Origin of the sequence: Mycobacterium sp. (assembly GCF_036488105.1) — a bacterium.
Lineage (GTDB): Bacteria > Actinomycetota > Actinomycetes > Mycobacteriales > Mycobacteriaceae > Mycobacterium.
In genome coordinates, this window is record NZ_DASXHW010000547.1 from 1 (window position 1) to 17,602 (window position 17,602).

A 17,602-nucleotide genomic window follows, 5' to 3' on the forward strand; every position below is an offset into this window, starting at 1 on the left:
AGCCATGGCGTCTCGGTCGGCGACGCCCTTTCTGCTGCGGCCGCCGACTTGGGTCTGCGAGAGCGTGGCCGAGCTGGAAGCCGAGATGGGTCTGCCGACCGGCTCGCTGCAAACCACCGTCGCGGCCTACAACGACGGCGCCGCGCGCGGTGAGGATCCGCTACTGCACAAGAAGCCGCAATGGCTGCGCCCGATCGGCACCCCGGTGGGCGCCATCGACCTGCGCGGCAACACCGGCGGGTTCACCCTTGGTGGCCTGCACACGTCGCTGTCCGCCGAGGTGCTCAACGTCAGCGGCGAGCCGATCCCCGGTTTGTTCGCGGCCGGGCGGGCCACCGCCGGCCTCGCCGCCTGGGGATACGCCAGCGGCATCTCGTTGGGTGACGGCAGCTTCTACGGCCGCCGGGCCGGCCGCGCCGCCGCGAACTCCTAGCGGACATCGCCTCCAGGGACACGCGCTTGCGTGTCCCCTTTTCGCGTCTTGTGATGGGCACCACACTGTGCTATGAATAGGCATATACCTAATAGGAATATCGGACGTCGGGAGGAACCATGACCAGCCAGGCCGACGCCTGTACTCCGAGCGCCGTCATTGATCGCATTTCACTGGTCCTGGACGCGTTCGACGGACCCGGCCGGCTCTCGCTGGCTCAGGTCGTCCGGCGCACCGGGCTGCCGCGCTCCTCGGCGCATCGGATGCTTGAACGGCTGGTGCAATTGCGCTGGCTGCGCCGCCACGGACGCGATTATGAGTTGGGCATGCGACTGGTCGAGTTGGGATCTCTCGCGGTGCATCAGGACCGGCTGCACAGCGCCGCGCAGCCATTCCTGCACGAGCTGCACCGGGCCACCGGTCTGGTGGTGCACCTCGCCGTGCTCGAGGGTTCCGACGTGGTCTACCTGGAGAAGATCGCCGGCGGGCTCGGCGCCGCGATTCCCACCCGCGTCGGTGGCCGTCAGCCCGCGCACTGCACCGCGGTCGGCAAGGCGCTGTTGGCATACTCCGATCCCGACAAGCTCGACGACTTCGACGTCGACTTGCTTCCCCGCAAGACCCGGTACTCGATCTCCACCCGCCGCCAGCTGATCGACGAGCTGGCCGCGATACGGGCCCGCGGCTTCGCCTACGAGCGAGCCGAATCGGTCGCCGGATTCGGTTGCGTCGCCGCGCCGATCGGCGACCCCGGCGACCCGATCGCCGCCGTGTCGGTATGTGGTCCGCTGGACCGGATGGTCTTCGATCACCGGCTGGCCGGACCGGTGCGGACCACCGCCCTGGGCATTTGGCGCAACTACGACGACGGCGGTGCCATCCGCGTGCAGCCGATCCTGCAGCGGCCCCGACCCCTGCACTCCGCACCCGTCCGGACCTTGCAGTACGCGTGAGCCTCGACGCCGAGCTCGCCAAGGATCTGCACGCGGGCGCGGGAGCAGACCTGGGCCGATGGTTCCGCGCCGCTGTCCCGCTCATCGGAATGAGGGGTTGCCGCGGCTCGGGTCGACCGAGGACGCTGGAACTTGATACGCACAACGGAGGACACCATGGCCGCAAGCTGGGACACGATCGATCGGTACGTCGTCATCTCGACGGACACCCATGCCGGGGCTGACATCGGCGACTACAAGCCGTACCTGCCCGCGGGGTTGCACGATGAGTTCGACGCATGGGCCAAGACCTACGTCAGCCCGTTCGATGACCTGATCATCGCGACCGCGAGCCGGAACTGGGACAGCGATCTCCGAATTGCCGATATGGACGCCGACGGGGTGGCCGCCGAGGTACTGCTGCCCAACACCGTTCCGCCGTTCTTTCCGACCACTCCCAACATCACCATCAGCCTGCCCCGCACCCGCGACGAGTTCGAGAAGCGCTGGGCAGGAGTGCAGGCTCACAACCGGTGGCAGGTCGACTTCTGTTCACTTGCCCCGGCCCGTCGCCGCGGGCTGATTCAAATCTTCCCCAACGACATCGATCTGGCGCTGGACGAAATCCGTTGGGGCGCGGAACATGGCTGCTTCGGAGGAGTGCTGGTGCCGCCGGTCTCGCCCGGCGATCCGCACGTCGCTCCGCTCTTCCACACCCGCTATGAACCGATCTGGGCGCTGTGTGCGGAGCTGGACCTGACGGTTGTGCAGCATGCGGGAGCCGGTAGCCCAGAGATGCCGATGGACCAGCCGGCCTCCAACGCGGTGTTGGTCACCGAGATGGCGCTGTGGGCCAATCGCACCCTCGGACACCTGATCCTGGCCGGGGTGTTCGAGCGGTACCCGACGCTGCGGTTCGTGCCGACCGAACAGGGCACGCTGTGGGTGCCCGGGCAACTCGGCATCCTCGACGCGATGGTGCCCACGATGAAGTCCGAAGCCGGCAACCGCACCTATGGAATGTTCGGCGGATCCTCAGTCGACGAGTTGACCATGACGCCGAGCCAATACGTCCAGCGGAACTGCTATCTGGCCAGCGAATTGGCCCCATTCGACTCCGGGATGATCGATTTCATGGGCCCCGAGCACATCATGTGGGGCAGCGATTATCCGCACGAAGAGGGCTTCACACCCCACTCGAAGCTGGCCATCCGCTGGGCACTGCATGATCAGCCGGAAGATGCGTGCCGAAAAATCCTGGGTGGCAATGCCGGTCAGCTGTACCGGTTCGACCTTGACGCGCTGGCGCCGATCGCGGCCAAGGTCGGACCGACCGTCGACGAGGTGCGCACACCACTCGGCGACACCGGTTACCGGGCTCCCGCGGCGTTCGGCTACCGGCCCTTCGAGGGAGGGCTGGCGCTCAAGCGTCTGGCGCCGGCCCGCAGTTAGGGCCGGTCGGGATCCGCTGTCTGTACCCGCTTTTCGACTTCACGCCAGTGGCCAGGACGCGGCGTAGGGAAGGCGCCGTTCGATTCCTCCCGGCCCTTCCTGAATGCCGCGTCGGCCTCGTCGATGTCTTTGATCAGCTGTAGCGCGAGCTCGCGCTCGGCCGCGAAATACCGCTCCGACCACTGCATGGCGATCCGCGGGTAGGCCCAGGCCGGCTCTTCGGCCGCAGCTTCGGCGTCAATCGCCACCCGCTGCCGCATGGTGTCGACGTGCGCGATGTGTTCTTGCAGAATCTCCTTGAGCCTGTCTGGCTCGTTCAGATGGCCAAGCCAAACCCGCAATAGCACACCGTGTTTGAGCATCGGTGGGTCGATAGGAGCTTCGATCGCCCACTTGCTGACCGCGTCCCGGCCAGCTTCGGTGATCTTGTAGGTACGTCGACCACGCGGCCCGCCGTCATGCTGAACCCGTGATGTGGCGTAGCCGTGCGACTCCAGCCGCTTGAGCTCCGAATAGATCTGGCTGAACGAGGGGCTCCAGTAGAAGTAGCCGACGCTCCAGTCCGCCCACTTCTTGATGTCGTAGCCGGATACCTCTTCGCCGAAGGCGAGCATGCCCAATACGGCCCAACTCGTCGGCGGAAGGTTCGGTAATGCGCTGGTCCCCACTTGGGAAGGTTAGCAATGATCGCAGGGCCGAAACGGTTGCTGACCACTCAGCGGGACGGTGTGCTGGAGCGACCGGAGACGAGGTCGAATCCCTTGTATCCCGCCGCGGCGATATCCGCGATGATCTGACCGTAGCCGCCGAAGCCACCGACGAACGGCATGAACACCCGCGGCTTGCCGGCGACATTCGCGCCCAGATACCACGAATTCGCGCGCAGCATAAGGCCCTCCGCGGCCCGTTGGGTGCATTCGTCGGTCCAGTCGGCGGCCGCCGATCGGGTGGCTTCCAAGGCGATGGCTCCGTGTGCGCCGAGGTAGCCGATCGCGTCGGCGATCCAGTCGACGTGCAACTCGGAATGCAACGCCATGTTGGCCAAGACCGATGGGCTGCCCGGGCCGCTGATGTTGAACACGTTCGGGAAGCCGGGAACACCCAGTCCGAGGTAGGTGACCGGGCCGGACGCCCACGCGGCGTTCAGGGTTTCGCGACCACGCCCGACAATGTTCAGCTTGCCCACCGATCCGGTCATCGCGTCGAAGCCGGTCGCCAGCACCAGCGCATCCAGGCCGTAGTAAGCGGCCGAGGTCGCCACCCCGCCTGAGTCCATCCGCACGATCGGCGTCTCCCGCAAGTTCACCAGCGCGACGTTCTCGCGGTTGAACGTCTGGAAGTAGTTGTCGTCGGTACAGATTCGCTTCGTCCCGATGGGATGGTCGGTCGGGATCAGCCAGTCGGCGACCTGCGGATCGTCGACGACCGCGCGAATCTTCTCTTCCCAGAAGACTCGGGCGGTGGCGTTGGATCCTTCGTCGGTCATCTGGTCGGGAAAGGTCTTGCTGAACAGCACCCCGCCGAGCTGCCACCGCTTTTCGTAGGCTTCTCGACGTTCCTGCTCGGACACGTCGAGCGCTGACAGTGGATGCGGTTGATGCGGTGAACCACCTCCGCTGGCCATCGACAGTCGGCGACGTTCCGGATAGCCGGCCTTCTGCGCGCGGCGCACGTCGTCATCGAGCGGAACGTTTCCCGCGGGAACGCTGTAGTTGGGGCTGCGCTGAAACACATACATTTGGTTTGCCTGCTGCGCGATACACGGAATCGCCTGAATTCCTGACGATCCCGTGCCGATGACGCCCACTCGTTGACCGGTGAAATCGATGCCGTGATGTGGCCAGTGCGCGGTGTGGTAGACCTCGCCGCCGAACGACTCCATTCCCTCGATGGCGGGGATGTTCGCGTTCGACAACGGCCCAACGGCCAGGACAAAAAAACGCGCGGACACTACTTCTCCTGTGTCGGTACGGATTTCCCAACGCAATGTGTCTTCGTCGAGGATCGCATCGGTCACGCGGGTGCCGAATGTGATGTCGGACCGCAGGTTGAATCGGTCGGTGACGTGGTTCAGGTAGCGAAGGATTTCCGGTTGGGTGGCGTACTTCTCGCTCCAGTTCCAGTCCTGCTGAAGCTGGTCGTCAAAGGAGTACGAGTAGTCCACGCTTTCGACATCGCACCGCGCGCCCGGGTAGCGGTTCCAGTACCAGACTCCGCCGACGCCCTCCGCGGCCTCGAGCACCCGGACGGTCAAGCCGTCACTGCGCAGCCGGTGTAGCGCGTACAGGCCGGCAAAGCCTGCCCCTACCACCACCACGTCGACGTCTCGGGTCATGCCGCCGACGGTACGGGGTCAACGCCGGCCGGGGCGCCGTTCCTCCCGCTGTGCGGGAATTGCCGCCCCGAAGCGACAACCGGTGTGGTTGCCTGATCGCATGCCGGCCGCAGACCAGGGCGAAGCCTGGAATCACCAGGTCGACTTTGTGGTCGTCGGTAGTGGCTGCGGAGGTCTCACCGCGGCGCTGACCGCGAAGGCCAGCGGCATGGACACCCTCGTCATCGAAAAAGCCGGCGTGTACGGCGGCAGCACGGCGCTCTCCGGTGGGAACATCTGGATTCCCAACAACCCGACCCTCAAGCGAGAAGGCTTGGCCGATTCCCGCGACGACGTGCGCCGCTACCTCGATGCGGTTGTGGGTGACCGGGCGCCCGCGGCCAACATCGACGCTTTCATCGATAACGGACCGCGGACCATGGAGTTTCTCGAGCGCACCAGCCCGCATCTGCGGTTCCAATGGTGCACCGGGTATTCGGACTACCACCCGGAGCAGCCCGGCGGACGCGCCCGCGGACGCACCATCGAACCGTTGCCCTTCGACCTGAAGAAACTGGGGGACGACGAGCAGTGGCTGCGTCCCGCCGCGCTGGCCACCCCCGGCGGATTATTCGTCACCTCAAAAGAATTCGCCCGGCTGAACATGGTGATGCGCACCTGGTCGGGCCGCCGCGCGGCACTGCACACCGTCGGTAGAGCCGTCAAAAGCATTGTGCTGCAGCGACATATGGACACCCTGGGTCGAGCTCTGATCGGGCGCCTCCGGCTCGCCGCCAAGGAGGCGGGCATCCCGCTGTGGCTGAATACGCCGCTGCAGTCGCTGATCACCGACGAGGCCGGTGCCGTTATCGGCATACGAGCCCAGCGCGCCGGCTCCGTGATCCGCATCCTGGCGCGCAAGGGGGTCCTGCTGGCTGCCGGGGGTTTCGAGCACAACGTTGAGATGCGAAAACATTTCCTTCGGGACGGCGGCAAAGACAACTACAGTGCGGGCTCGCCCGACAACACCGGCGACGGCATCACTGCGGGCCAGGCCGTCGGCGGCGCAATCGATTTGATGGACGACGCCTGGTGGATGCCTGCGTTCAAGCGGCCAGACGGCGTGATGAGCGTGCTGGTCTCCGAGCGCTCGATTCCCCGCTCTCTCATCGTCAACCAGACCGGCCGGCGCTTCGTCAACGAGGCGGCGCCGTACGTCACGTTCGTGCACCAGCAGCTCGCCGGCGGCCATGATCCGATCTGGTTCGTCTTCGACCGGAAAGCCAAGAACCGCTATCAATTCGGCGGCGTGATGCCAGGCCAGAAGTTCCCCGACGACTGGTTCTCGTCGGGGCTGATGCATCGTGCGGGCACACTCGACGCGCTGGCCGCGTCGGTCGGCGTGCCGCCATCTTCGCTGCGCGAAACCATCAACAGATTCAACGGATTCGCGCGCGACGGAAAAGACGGCGATTTCGGCCGGGGCGACAGTGCCTACGACAACTACTACGGCGACCCGTCGCTGCCGCACCCGACGATGGACGTCATCGACAGCGCGCCGTACTACGCGGCGCGCATCCAGGCCGGCGACCTGGGCACCAAAGGCGGTCTGGTCTACAACGCGAACGGCCAGGTGTTGCGGGCCGACGGCAGCGTCATCGCCGGGCTCTACGCCACCGGCAACACCTCGGCCGCAGTGATGGGTAACGACTACGCCGGTGCCGGTGCCACGATCGGGCCCGCGATGGTGTTTGGATTCATCGGCGCCCGGCACGCGGCAGAAAGCGATTGCGATGCAGAATAATTCAGGCCAGTTGGCCGGAAAAGTCGTGCTGATCAGCGGTGGCGCCGGCGGGCTCGGCGCGGCGTTCGCGCGGCACATCCTCGCCCGCGGCGGCAGTGCGGTGCTCGCCGACCTGCTCGACGACGAGGGCAGCCAACTGGTCGGGGAACTCGGGCCGCAGGCGCGGTACACCCACCTCGACGTCACCGATCCGGAGCAGTGGTCGGCCGCAGTCCAGTTCACCCTCGACGAGTTCGGCTCGCTCAACGGTCTGGTCAACAACGCCGGGGTGTCGACCGGACAGTTCCTCGAACACGAACCCCTCGCACACTTCCGAATGGTCTTGGAAATCAACCTGGTCGGAGTGTTCAACGGTCTGCAGGCGGTGATCAAGCCGATGCGTTCGGTGGGAGGCGGGTCGATCGTCAACATCTCGTCCGCGGCGGGGCTGTTCGGTTTGGCGTTCACCGCGGGCTACGGGGCCTCGAAGTGGGGAGTGCGTGGACTGTCGAAGATCGCCGCCGTCGAGCTCGGCCCCGAACGAATCCGGGTCAACTCGGTGCACCCCGGCATGGCCGCCACCCCGATGACCGCCAATGTCGGCGTCCAGGTAGGTGAGGGCAACTACCCCAATCTCCCGATGGGCCGTATCGCTGTGCCCGAGGAGATCGCCGGCGCGGTCGGGTATCTGCTGTCGGACGACGCCGCCTACGTGAACGGCGCGGAGATCGCCGTCGACGGCGGGTGGACCGCGGGGCCGACTCTGAAATACGTTATGGGCCAGTAACATCAGACAGGAGCACACATGAAGCGACTAGCAGGCAATCGGATCCTGGTGACCGGTGCGGCATCGGGCATCGGTCAGGCGACCGCGCTGCGACTGCTGGACGAAGGCGCCACCGTCGTCGCGGCCGACGTCGCCGCTGACGGGCTGGACAACACCCGCGCCCGGGCCCAAGAGGCCGGCGCCGGCGAGCGGCTGACCACGCTCGAGATGAACATCGGCGACGAGCGTTCGGTGATCGATGGTGTGCGCTCGGCGGTCGACACCCTGGGCGGCCTGGATTCGGTGGTGAACGCGGCCGGGATCCTGCGGGCCGTGCACACCGAGCAGATGGGTCTGGATCTGTGGAATCAGATCATCGGGGTCAACCTGACCGGAACCTTCCTGGTGGTTCGCGAGACGCTGCCGGCGCTGTTGCAGAATTCCCGCAGCGCCATCGTCAATTTCAGCTCGACGTCAGCGTCGTTCGCCCATCCCTACATGGCTGCCTACGCGGCCAGCAAGGGCGGGGTTCAGTCCTTCACCCATGCGCTGGCACTCGAATACGCAAGCAAGGGACTGCGCGCGGTGTGTGTGGCACCGGGAAGCATCAAATCTGGAATCACCGACGCCACAGGGGGATACATTCCGCAAGATGCGGATTGGGGGTTGTTCACCAGGTTGATGCCGATCATGCCCACCACGGAGGAATCCAGCGGCGCCGGCATGGCTGCCCCGTCGGCGGTGGCCGGGGTGATCGCGATGCTGGTCTCCGACGACGGAGCGTTCATCACCGGCACCGAGATCCGCATCGACGGCGGAACACACGCGTGACAACTGATTTCACTTACGAAAGCACGCTTCGTGAAATCACCACCGATGCCGGCGTTCTGCGCTACCACGAAGCCGGACCCACCGACGGTCCGCCGTTGTTGCTGTTACACGGATCCGGTCCGGGTGTGACGGGATGGCGGAACTTCCGTGGTGTACTTGGCACGTTCGCCGAGTTCTTCCACTGTCTGGTTCTGGAGTTTCCCGGCTTCGGTGTCAGTGACGATTTCGGCGGCCACCCGATGATCACCGCACTGGACGCGGTGGTGCGCTTCGTCGACGCCCTCGGCCTGAAAATCGTTGACATCGTGGGCAACTCGATGGGTGGCAGCGTTGGAATCAATTACGCGATCGCCCACCCCGAAAGGGTCCGCCGGCTGGTGACCATTGGCGGTATCGGCCGCAACATCCTGACTCCCGCTCCCGCGGAAGGTATCCGGCTGCTACAAGAGTTCACCGAGGACCCCAGCCGCGAGCGACTGATCCGGTGGTTGCATTCGATGGTCTACGACCCGGCGACCGTGACCGAGGAACTCATCGAGGAACGCTGGAACCACGCCACCGATCCGGCGACGTTGGCCGGCGCGCGGCGGATGTACAGCAAGGAAGCGTTCACTCAGATGATGAAGGCCATGGAGTCGTCCAAAGGCCCGCAACCGTGGGCGATCATGCACCGGGTACAGGCACCGACGCTGATCACCTGGGGCCGCGACGACCGCGTCAGTCCACTGGATATGGCGCTGCTCCCGATGCGCACCATCCCCAATGCCGAGTTGCACGTGTTCCCCAACTGCGGCCACTGGACGATGATCGAGGCGAAAGAAGCGTTCGAGAGCGCTGTGCTCGCGTTCCTGCTGCGGCAGTAGATCAGTTGACGCAGGGCACGCCACCGCCGCCGATCGGTGCACCCCGGTCGGGCGTCGGCTCAGTGGTATCCGTGGTCGTGCCGGACTTCCACCCGTAATTGCCGTAAATCGTTGACGGCGTGGTGGATTCAGTAGAGGATTCGTCCTGGGCGGGTACCGAGAAGTTGTCGTCGACGACGACCTCAATGTGCCCGAACTGCAGGGTGCGATTCGGTTTGTCGGGTGCGTCGATGCCCAGCAGGCTCGCCACTTCGTGTGCGTCGGCATCGGCGCCCGGCGCGTATTCGATTGTGGTGGAGCTGGGTTCACCGCGAACCCGGTCGCGGATCGCGCCGGTGGTGTAGCCGTCGTGCTTCAGCGTGCGTGCGACCTTGGTGGCCAGACCGCCGACGCTGCTGGCGTTTACCACGTCGACGACCGTCGACGGGTTGGGTGTGCCCGCGGTGGTCGTGGCCGTGGATACCGACGACGGCCCGAAGGCGGCGGACACCTCGGCCTGGATCGCCGCGGGGTCGACGATGTTGACGTCTTGACCGTTGATGTTGTCGTAGCGCACCACGGGCAGCGTCCGGTATTCGATGGAACCACCGGCCAGCGCGCCCATCTTGCGGAACATGTCCTCGTCCCAGCCCGACGACAACACCACGTCCTTGCGTGCCACCGCCATTAGGCCCTTCAACTTGCCGAGATTGGTGAAGGTGCCCGCGTCCTGAAGTTGGTGCATCGCCGACGAGAGGAAGGCCTGCTGGCGGTGCGTGCGGTCCAGGTCGCCGTTCTCCAGGCCGTGGCGCTGCCGCACGAACGCCAGCGCCTGCTCGGCATCCAACGTCTGGGGCCCCGCCGGGAAATTGGCGCCGGAGTAGTCGTCGTAGACAGCGTGCTTCAGGCAGACGTCGACGCCACCGAGGCTCTTGGCCAAGTCGTAGAAACCGGCCAGATTGACCTCGGCGAAGTAATCGATCGGCACCCCGGTCAGCTTCCGCACTGCCTTCAACGTCGCGGCACGGGCGGCTTCGCGGCCCTTGGTCTCCAGCTCTTTCTGATCGCCCACACCCTTGTCGATCATTTTCTGCTCGACGTACTGCTTGGTGAGCCCGTAGGCCTCTTTGATCTTGATGTGGTTATAGCCGGGCACGCCGTTGAACGACACCCAGTCGTCGCGCGGGATGGAGAACGCGGATACCCGGTCGTCCGCGCCGACGTGGGCCAGGATCAAGGTGTTCGTGTTGTAGCCGCCGTCATCGGAGTCGCCGGCATGCAGATGCTTCAGCAGACTCCAGGGCAGGTCGTCGCCGTTCTGGTCTTTCCGGGAGTCGAGTCCGATCAGCAGGATGTTCATCCCGCCGCCGCTGGACTTCGGATCTTGAGAGCTCAGCGCCTGCGAGACGGTGATTCCGCTCAGCACGCCGTGCGCCATCCAGTAGCCCGATCCGGTAGCCAGCAGGGCGGCCACCGCCACCAGCGTCCAGGTGGCATGCGCCAACCCGCGGCGTCGTGTTTTGATCGACGCCGCCCGATGGCGATGCTTAGCGCTGGATCGTTGCAGGTCTCCCACCACAATCTCGGCTTTATTCGGGTCCGCGCCTGAGCCAGGATGAATACGTGCGCGGGCAATTATTGATACTTGTGGTCTAGTATGCGGCAGCTTGCTGAGGATCGTATTGTGAGCCCGCTAACCATCCAGATTTGACATAGCCGAAGAAATGGCGCCTACCTGCGGCGATACCTGTCCGCGTGACGTAAGGCCGGACCGCCGATTGTGGCCAAATCGTGCCGCTAAAGCTCCAGAATGTCCCCGTCGCGGGCCGATACTGCGTTGCCGAAGCGGGTCTGGGCCGCTGCAGCCGTGCACTCGGGCACCCCCGGCAGAGGATGGTTGTGGGTGATCAGCAGGCGTGACACACCGGCTTCGACGGCGATGGTGCCAACCTCCACGCCGGAGGTATGGCCGCGCTCGGGGTGGGTGGGTTCCCACGCTTCGTGCAGCAACGTCGTCACGCCCGCCACTTGTCGGATGGTCTCTGGATCGAACTCGGTGTCGGTGCAATAGGCGAGACGGTCCCCGACGCGGAAGCCGGCCGACGGCAACGGGTGGCGGGTCTGCTCCCACGTCTGGATTTCGTGGCCGGCGAAGCTCAACGTGTCCCAGCCCAGCTCCGCCCAGCGCGCCGATACCAGCGGCGACGTCGTCTGGAACGGGGACGCGAGAAGCTGATCTTCCACGATCGAGCGGGTGGGCCGGCCGTACGCCATCGAACCCGGCCCGGCGATCGTGAGTTCCCGGCCGCCCAGCGCACGCGCGGTGACGAACCCGAGGCCGGTCACATGATCGAGGTGAAAGTGGCTGAGCGCCAAGATCACTGTCTCCACGCCGTCGAGAAGGGACGCGTCGATATGCAATGCGCCGAAACCGGTTCCGGCGTCGAGTACCAACGCCTCCGTTCCCGAGGTAACCAGATAGCAACTCGTCTGACGGGCGCTGGTGGGAATCCATCCACCGCTGCCGAGAACCGTCATCCGCATGATCAGAGAATCTACGACGGCATGGACTGTTTCAGTGCAGCGACGGTCTCCAGATCGGTCAGTGCGGCCACTCCGCGTCGAACCCCTGCAGTCGAGCAATCCGGCCTCGCCGTTGCGGAAGTAGACGTTGCCGGGATCCGCGTCGATCACCGACACCGACGTGACCCGTCGGCCCATGATCGTCGAGAGTGCTTGGGCGTCAAGGACGCTAGTCACTGGCGCATCGTTAGAAAGGGTCGATGATCTGTAAAGCAGATGTTGCGCTGCAGGTCAGGACGGCGACCTGGCTGGAGACATCACGCCGGTTGGCGGCGCGAGTGGGCGATAATGCGATAGTGCTCAACCAGGACGGGATCGACTTTGCCGCGATGGAGAGCGAACATGCCCAACAGTTCCAGGCGATCATCCTCCCCGGCAACAGGATTTACCCGTGACTTTGACCGTGGCTGATATCGATCGGTGGAGCGCCGAGTCGGTGCGCGAGGTGTTCCATGCCGCCGGCGCCCGCGGGAATGCCACGCTCGAGGCATCACGACAATTGAGCAGTTTGGCGGTCTTCGACACCTGGGAGGGTGCCGCCGCCGAGGCGAGGAAACATTCCAATGCCGCCATCCGCCAGGACCTCGACGCCCACGGCAACGAGTCCATTGCCGTCGCCAAGGCGGCCGGCAAGGCTGCCGATGACATCGAGCACGTCCAATCCGAATTGCGGGCGTTACGCGGCGACGCCACCGCGTTGCACATGACGATCGACCCGTTAAGCAACAAGGTGGTGCCGAGTTCCTCGTTCAACGGTCCGCCGATGGAGGCGCTCATCGCGGAAATACAGTTGCAGCCACGGCTAGACAAGATTTTGGCCGAAGCCAGCGCGGTCGATGCCGAGTTGGCCGCAGCGATCAACATGGCCGATGGCGATTCGGCAACTCCGCCGGGCCCGCACGACAATCGCCCCGAGATCCAGAACGCGCTCTCACAGCCACTGCCGACCGACCCGAAACAACTTCACGACCTGTGGGACAAACTCACACCCGAGGAAAAAGACTGGCTGTACAGCCAAAACCACAACATCGGCAACGACAACGGCATGGCCACCGGCGACCGCGATCACTACAACCGGCTTAACCTCGCCGACCAGCTCAACAGCGCCACAGCTGCCGCCGCGCGCGCCGACGCCCTCGCGGCGCAACATCCGGATTGGGCGCAGGGTAAGAACATCCCGTCACCGAATGAGCCGGGCGCGATCTTCGATGACCGCCTCGCCTATGAGGCCTGGCAACGCCAATACGACGCTGCCCGTGACCAATCCAAGTACCTGCCCGATTTGCAAGCCGTCAATAGGGCCGTCCAAGCCAGCCCTGATCGCAGGCTCATGCTGCTCGACACCCAATCCGGCAAGCAAGCCCGCGCCGCCATCGCCGTCGGTGATCCCGACAAGGCCACGCATGTATCGGTGAGCGTGCCGGGCCTCAACACCACCGTCCACGGCGCCATCGAAGGCATGGCCTCGGAAGCCACCAACGCCAGAACAGAGGCCCTGCGGCAGCTCAGCCTCACCCCCGGCCACGAGCACGACGGCGTGTCCGCCATCGCGTGGATCGGGTATGACCCCCCGCAGGTGCCCGGATTCGACCAGCCTGGCGCATCGCTGGCCGGCGGGTGGGGAGTCAGCCACGACGACATCGCCCGCGCAGGCGCCCACGACCTGGCCGGCTTTTACGACGGAATACAAGCCGCTCACCAAGGCGGGCCGGCTGATCTGACCGCAATCGGGCACTCCTACGGCTCGCTGACCACCGGGCTGGCGCTCCAAGAGCCCGGCGATCACGGTGTATCGCGCGCGCTGTTCTACGGCTCCCCCGGTATCGAAGCCTCCACGCCCCAGCAGCTGCACCTGCAGCCCGGCCACGTGTTCACCATGGAAACCCCCGACGACCCGATCCAGGTGGTCTACGACGGCCCTCCCATCGCGCACGCCGTCGCGCCGGCGCTGCCGCCACCGTTCAACGTCCTCGCCGAAGGCGCGTTGGCCGGCGCCGACGCCTCCGGCGCCGGCCAGTTCGGGCCGAACCCTGCCACCAATCCAAACTTCACCCACCTGGCCACCGCGCCCTCCGTCGTACCCGACGGGCACGGCGGCACGCTGAATCTCGAAGGGGCGCACGGCCACAGCGACTACCCGCGCTTCCCGGACGGCGGAGGACTCAGGACCACCAACTACAACATCGCCGCCGTCCTCGCCGGACTCGGCGGTCAAGCGGTGCCCCAGAAATGAAGGACAAGCCGATGCCACACCCGCCGAGCCGGCGGCCCCGCGTGTTGTCCGCCGGCGCTGTCGTCGCCATCGCACTAGCCGCAGGAGGATGCCACGTGAGCCAACCCTACGAACCGACCTCGCCCACCGTTGCTGCTAAGGCGGTCGAAACGCTCAAATCCTTGCCTTCGTTCGAAGACACCCAAACGCAGCTTCAAGCCGCGATCACCCAGATCACCGCCGCGGCCAGCCAACTCATCCCCACCATCAGCTGGGAAACACCCCAAGAGGGCTCGGGCGACAATTGCGAGCGACCTTATGAACAAACCGACGGGAAGCGATACTTCCTGCCGAACGAAGTCGCAGCGAACGTTGATGTCTCCGAATCGAATTGGGCGAAAATCCAGGCTGCCGCCAAAGACGCGGCCGCCAAGCTCGACGCCACCGAGATGCAGGTCATGAAGAACCAACCCGGGAACCACGACGTCGGCTTCTACGGTCCAACCGGCTTATTCATCAAAGTTGGATACCACGGCAATCTCGTCGTTTCCGGATACACCGGCTGCCGGCTGCCTCGCGACAAAAAATGATTGGAGCCGCCTGTCAGGATTGACCTGACGATCTACTGCCTGGACTCGTCGAGGTCGTTGGACTCGTGGGGCTTGTCGAACTCGTTGGAATTGTCGGGGTCGTTGGAGTTGTCGGGTGCGTCGGACTCGTTGGAGTTGTCGGGGTCGTGGGACTCGTTGGAGTCGTCGGACTGGTCGGACTCGTCGGAGGTGCAGCGCCCGGGGGCGTGGCTCCAAGGCCTGGCCCTTCGCCACACCAGTCGGCCACATCTTTCGGGTACTGCTCGAGCGGCGGAGGGCAACGGTATCCCGGCGGAAAGTTGGCTCCGGCGTTGAGCAGATCGCAGGGAACCAGGACCTGCTTTTTGGGGGTGTTGGTCAAACATTTCACCGGTTGACCCGGCGGCACCGATGGATCGGCATGAGCCGGGACCGGTACGACGGCCGCCGCCAACGCAGCGGCGAGCGCCCACACGACACGGCGATAGATCATGAGCACTCCTTCATACAGAGCCCCCTGTCAGGATTGAACTGACGACCGCCCGCTCACCAAGCGCTCCCTCCGCGACTGCTCCGGACAGGATCATACCGACGGCGCCGGCTCGCACCCCCGCCGGTTTCAGTCGGCGCGTAGCACCGACGACATCACCCCGTCGTAGAATCGCCATGGCTCATCGAGCCGGCCCCGGCCGCGTTAGCTCAGTTGGTAGAGCGTCGCCCTTGTAAGGCGAATGGCGAGAGTTCGAGTCTCTCACGCGGCTCCATTCCTGTCGGCACTAAGGGATAGCGTCACCTTATATGTCAATCAGTTGTCTCGGGTGCGGAGTCGAATTCTTAGGCGGTCGGCTAAAAGTGTTCTGCAGCAATGCATGCCAACAATCACACCGCCGACGCTTGCTCTTGGAGGCCTGGCTCGACACGGGAGTCTGTGGTGGCACGTCGTACCAAGGCCACTACGTCCGGGACTACCTCTGTGAGGAACAGCGCGGTTGCTGCGCGATCTGCGGCATCGAGGACCAGTGGAATGGCGTGACCCTGGTGCTGATCGTCGACCACATCGATGGAGACGCAAGCAATAATCGTCGTGCGAATCTGCGGCTCATTTGTCCCAACTGTGACAGCCGGCTGCCGACGTATAAGGCGAGGAATCGCGGCAGCGGTCGCTACTACCGGCGACAGCGATACGCGCATGGCCAGTCCTATTGACGCTGCAGCTCCGCTCGCTTACCAAGGCGAGTGCTCTACCACTGAGCTAAGGAGGCCGACTTTGACCGGTGACAGCCTAACTGCTTAGTCGTCGTGCTCCGAGCTCTCGTGGTCGATGATCCGCTGAGACCGCACCGTCCGCGTCGGCGAGCGCCGTGACGGCCGGCGGCCGGGCAGCGGAATCCGCTCGGCGATGCTGCTCAGCGGGTTGACCACCATGGTCAGCGACATGACCGCGTCCTGCAGCGTCGCGATGGCCGGCTCCAGCGCCTCCATCCCGGGTGCGAGCCGGCTCAAGGTGTCGGCGACGTCGGCCAGCTGCTCGAGCGGCCCGTTACGGGCGGTCAGCTTGTCGATCAGACCACCTTCGGAAAGCAGCCGATCCGCCAGCCCATCTTCGGAGAGCACTCGCTCGATCAGCCCGTCGTCGGCGGTCAGTTGGTCCACCAGCCCGCCGGGCTTCAGCGCGCGCTCGAGCCCGCCACCCTCGGCGGTCAGCCGGTCGAGCAGGCCGCCCTCCGCGGTGAGCATGTCGACGACCCCACCCGGACGCAGCAGCCGATCGACCGGCCCGTCAGTGGCAATGGCGCGCCCGAGCGGCGCGTCCTCGTCTAATAACCGGGCCAGCCGGTTGGCCCGGTTCATCGCATCGTCGATGCCCAGCATGTGCGCGACCGCGTTGGATCCGCTCGTCGTGCCGGTCTCGCCCAGCGTTCGGTGTGCCATCCCAAGCGCGGACGTCGCAAGGCCCACACCCGCATCGGCGGCGGCGAGTCCGACTCGCACCGGCGCGGTGGCGAGGCTCACCAGGCTCTTGCCGAGATTCATCCCTCGAGTCTATTCAGGCTGGGCCATATCCCGTGGTCATTGGCCGGGATATGGCCCAGCACCGAACTCTCAGGCCCAGCACAGCCAGCTTGCAGGGTTCTTTTAGCTAAGTGCGAGGGAATTGACTCCATGTCAGCAGCAATGCAACAAGCAGCACCAGAGGCACGGGTTCTCGTCATCGACGACGAAGACAACATTGTCGAACTGCTGTCGGTCAGCCTCAAATTTCAGGGCTTCGAAGTCCACACCGCCACCAATGGCGCATCGGCGCTCGATCTGGCCCGCGAAGTCAAGCCGGACGCGGTGATCCTCGACGTGATGATGCCCGGTATGGACGGTTTCGGGGTGCTGCGCCGCCTGCGCGCCGACGGCATCGACGCGCCCGCGCTGTTCCTTACCGCCCGTGATTCGTTGCAGGACAAGATCGCCGGGCTGACCCTCGGCGGCGACGACTACGTCACCAAGCCGTTCAGCCTAGAAGAGGTCGTCGCCCGGTTGCGAGTCATCTTGCGCCGCACCGGAAAAGGCATCACCGAGAATAACAAGGCACGACTGACCTTCGCCGATATCGAAATCGACGAGGACACCCACGAAGTGTGGAAGGCCGGCGAGCCAGTCTCGTTGTCGCCAACCGAGTTCACCCTGCTGCGCTATTTCGTGATCAACGCCGGCACCGTGTTGAGCAAGCCGAAGATCCTGGACCACGTGTGGCGCTACGACTTTGGCGGCGATGTCAACGTCGTCGAGTCCTATGTGTCCTATCTGCGTCGCAAGATCGACACCGGTGAGATACGTCTACTTCATACGCTGCGTGGAGTCGGCTATGTGCTGCGGGAGCCTCGCTAACCGCC

The 17,602-nt window shown here is 65.0% G+C and carries 18 protein-coding genes and 1 tRNA gene; 13 read left to right on the forward strand and 6 right to left on the reverse strand.

Annotated elements, in window-relative coordinates; genetic code table 11:
* The 3 genes from VGH54_RS28685 to VGH54_RS28695 all read left to right on the forward strand — a co-directional run.
* Positions 1-433: FAD-binding protein (locus tag VGH54_RS28685; protein WP_331515558.1), on the forward strand; the 433-nt coding region annotated here is incomplete at its 5' end.
* 119 nt (positions 434-552) lie between these two features.
* Complete coding sequence (locus VGH54_RS28690; protein WP_331515559.1) at positions 553-1,386, forward strand: IclR family transcriptional regulator; 834 nt, start codon at positions 553-555, stop codon at positions 1,384-1,386.
* A gap of 156 nt (positions 1,387-1,542) precedes the next feature.
* The gene (locus VGH54_RS28695) at positions 1,543-2,817 is read left to right on the forward strand and encodes an amidohydrolase family protein (protein WP_331515560.1); all 1,275 of its coding nucleotides are present in this window, start codon (positions 1,543-1,545) and stop codon (positions 2,815-2,817) included.
* Here VGH54_RS28695 and VGH54_RS28700 read toward each other — a convergent pair.
* Positions 2,814-3,431 (reverse strand): PadR family transcriptional regulator, encoded by a 618-nt coding sequence (locus VGH54_RS28700; RefSeq protein ID WP_331515593.1) that lies wholly within the window; start codon positions 3,429-3,431, stop codon positions 2,814-2,816. The two genes, VGH54_RS28695 and VGH54_RS28700, sit on opposite strands and share 4 nt — an antisense overlap.
* 101 nt (positions 3,432-3,532) lie before the next feature.
* The gene (locus tag VGH54_RS28705) at positions 3,533-5,152 is read right to left on the reverse strand and encodes an NAD(P)/FAD-dependent oxidoreductase (protein ID WP_331515561.1); all 1,620 of its coding nucleotides are present in this window, start codon (positions 5,150-5,152) and stop codon (positions 3,533-3,535) included.
* Positions 5,153-5,252: 100 nt separating this feature from the next.
* Here VGH54_RS28705 and VGH54_RS28710 point away from each other — a divergent pair, with 100 nt between their 5' ends.
* The 4 genes from VGH54_RS28710 to VGH54_RS28725 are packed head-to-tail and all read left to right on the forward strand — an operon-like array spanning position 5,253 to position 9,374.
* A complete protein-coding gene (locus VGH54_RS28710) occupies positions 5,253-6,935 on the forward strand; it encodes an FAD-binding protein (RefSeq protein ID WP_331515562.1) in 1,683 nt (560 codons plus the stop codon).
* Positions 6,925-7,701 carry an SDR family oxidoreductase gene (locus tag VGH54_RS28715; RefSeq protein WP_331515563.1) on the forward strand — a complete coding sequence of 259 codons (777 nt, stop codon included), beginning with the start codon at positions 6,925-6,927 and terminating at the stop codon, positions 7,699-7,701. The genes VGH54_RS28710 and VGH54_RS28715 overlap by 11 nt, the downstream gene beginning before the upstream one ends.
* A gap of 18 nt (positions 7,702-7,719) precedes the next feature.
* Positions 7,720-8,511: an SDR family NAD(P)-dependent oxidoreductase gene (locus tag VGH54_RS28720; RefSeq protein ID WP_331515564.1), complete on the forward strand. Its 792-nt coding sequence runs from the start codon at positions 7,720-7,722 to the stop codon at positions 8,509-8,511.
* Positions 8,508-9,374 (forward strand): alpha/beta fold hydrolase, encoded by an 867-nt coding sequence (locus tag VGH54_RS28725; RefSeq protein WP_331515565.1) that lies wholly within the window; start codon positions 8,508-8,510, stop codon positions 9,372-9,374. Before VGH54_RS28720 ends, VGH54_RS28725 begins: the two co-directional genes overlap by 4 nt.
* Before the next feature lies 1 nt (position 9,375).
* Here VGH54_RS28725 and VGH54_RS28730 read toward each other — a convergent pair whose 3' ends face one another.
* Together VGH54_RS28730 and VGH54_RS28735 are read right to left on the reverse strand one after the other, a co-directional pair.
* A complete protein-coding gene (locus VGH54_RS28730; RefSeq protein WP_331515594.1) occupies positions 9,376-10,920 on the reverse strand; it encodes an LCP family protein in 1,545 nt (514 codons plus the stop codon).
* Between the two features lie 230 nt (positions 10,921-11,150).
* Positions 11,151-12,113, reverse strand: a complete 963-nt coding sequence (locus tag VGH54_RS28735; protein ID WP_331515566.1) for an MBL fold metallo-hydrolase — start codon at positions 12,111-12,113, stop codon at positions 11,151-11,153.
* A gap of 23 nt (positions 12,114-12,136) precedes the next feature.
* Here VGH54_RS28735 and VGH54_RS28740 point away from each other — a divergent pair, with 23 nt between their 5' ends.
* The 3 genes from VGH54_RS28740 (at position 12,137) to VGH54_RS28750 (ending at position 14,738) form a co-directional block, all read left to right on the forward strand.
* Positions 12,137-12,331 carry a hypothetical protein gene (locus VGH54_RS28740; RefSeq protein WP_331515567.1) on the forward strand — a complete coding sequence of 65 codons (195 nt, stop codon included), beginning with the start codon at positions 12,137-12,139 and terminating at the stop codon, positions 12,329-12,331.
* Positions 12,328-14,169, forward strand: coding sequence for an alpha/beta hydrolase (locus tag VGH54_RS28745; RefSeq protein ID WP_331515568.1), 1,842 nt, complete (start codon positions 12,328-12,330; stop codon positions 14,167-14,169). The genes VGH54_RS28740 and VGH54_RS28745 overlap by 4 nt, the downstream gene beginning before the upstream one ends.
* A gap of 95 nt (positions 14,170-14,264) precedes the next feature.
* Positions 14,265-14,738: an LppA family lipoprotein gene (locus tag VGH54_RS28750; protein WP_331515569.1), complete on the forward strand. Its 474-nt coding sequence runs from the start codon at positions 14,265-14,267 to the stop codon at positions 14,736-14,738.
* 32 nt (positions 14,739-14,770) lie between these two features.
* On the opposite strand, the gene VGH54_RS28755 is transcribed toward VGH54_RS28750, so the two are convergent.
* Positions 14,771-14,974 carry a hypothetical protein gene (locus VGH54_RS28755; protein WP_331515570.1) on the reverse strand — a complete coding sequence of 68 codons (204 nt, stop codon included), beginning with the start codon at positions 14,972-14,974 and terminating at the stop codon, positions 14,771-14,773.
* Positions 14,975-15,405: 431 nt separating this feature from the next.
* On the opposite strand from VGH54_RS28755, the gene VGH54_RS28760 reads away from it, so the two are divergent.
* Positions 15,406-15,481: transfer RNA gene (locus tag VGH54_RS28760), tRNA-Thr, on the forward strand.
* Between the two features lie 34 nt (positions 15,482-15,515).
* Positions 15,516-15,923: an HNH endonuclease gene (locus tag VGH54_RS28765; protein WP_331515571.1), complete on the forward strand. Its 408-nt coding sequence runs from the start codon at positions 15,516-15,518 to the stop codon at positions 15,921-15,923.
* A gap of 84 nt (positions 15,924-16,007) precedes the next feature.
* Here the strand turns inward: VGH54_RS28765 and VGH54_RS28770 are convergent, their stop codons facing one another.
* Positions 16,008-16,751 carry a hypothetical protein gene (locus tag VGH54_RS28770; protein ID WP_331515572.1) on the reverse strand — a complete coding sequence of 248 codons (744 nt, stop codon included), beginning with the start codon at positions 16,749-16,751 and terminating at the stop codon, positions 16,008-16,010.
* Between the two features lie 129 nt (positions 16,752-16,880).
* Between VGH54_RS28770 and VGH54_RS28775 the strand changes: the two genes are divergently transcribed.
* On the forward strand, positions 16,881-17,597 hold the full coding sequence (locus VGH54_RS28775) for a response regulator transcription factor (protein WP_331515573.1): 717 nt from the start codon (positions 16,881-16,883) through the stop codon (positions 17,595-17,597).
* The last annotated feature ends 5 nt before the right edge of the window (positions 17,598-17,602 follow it).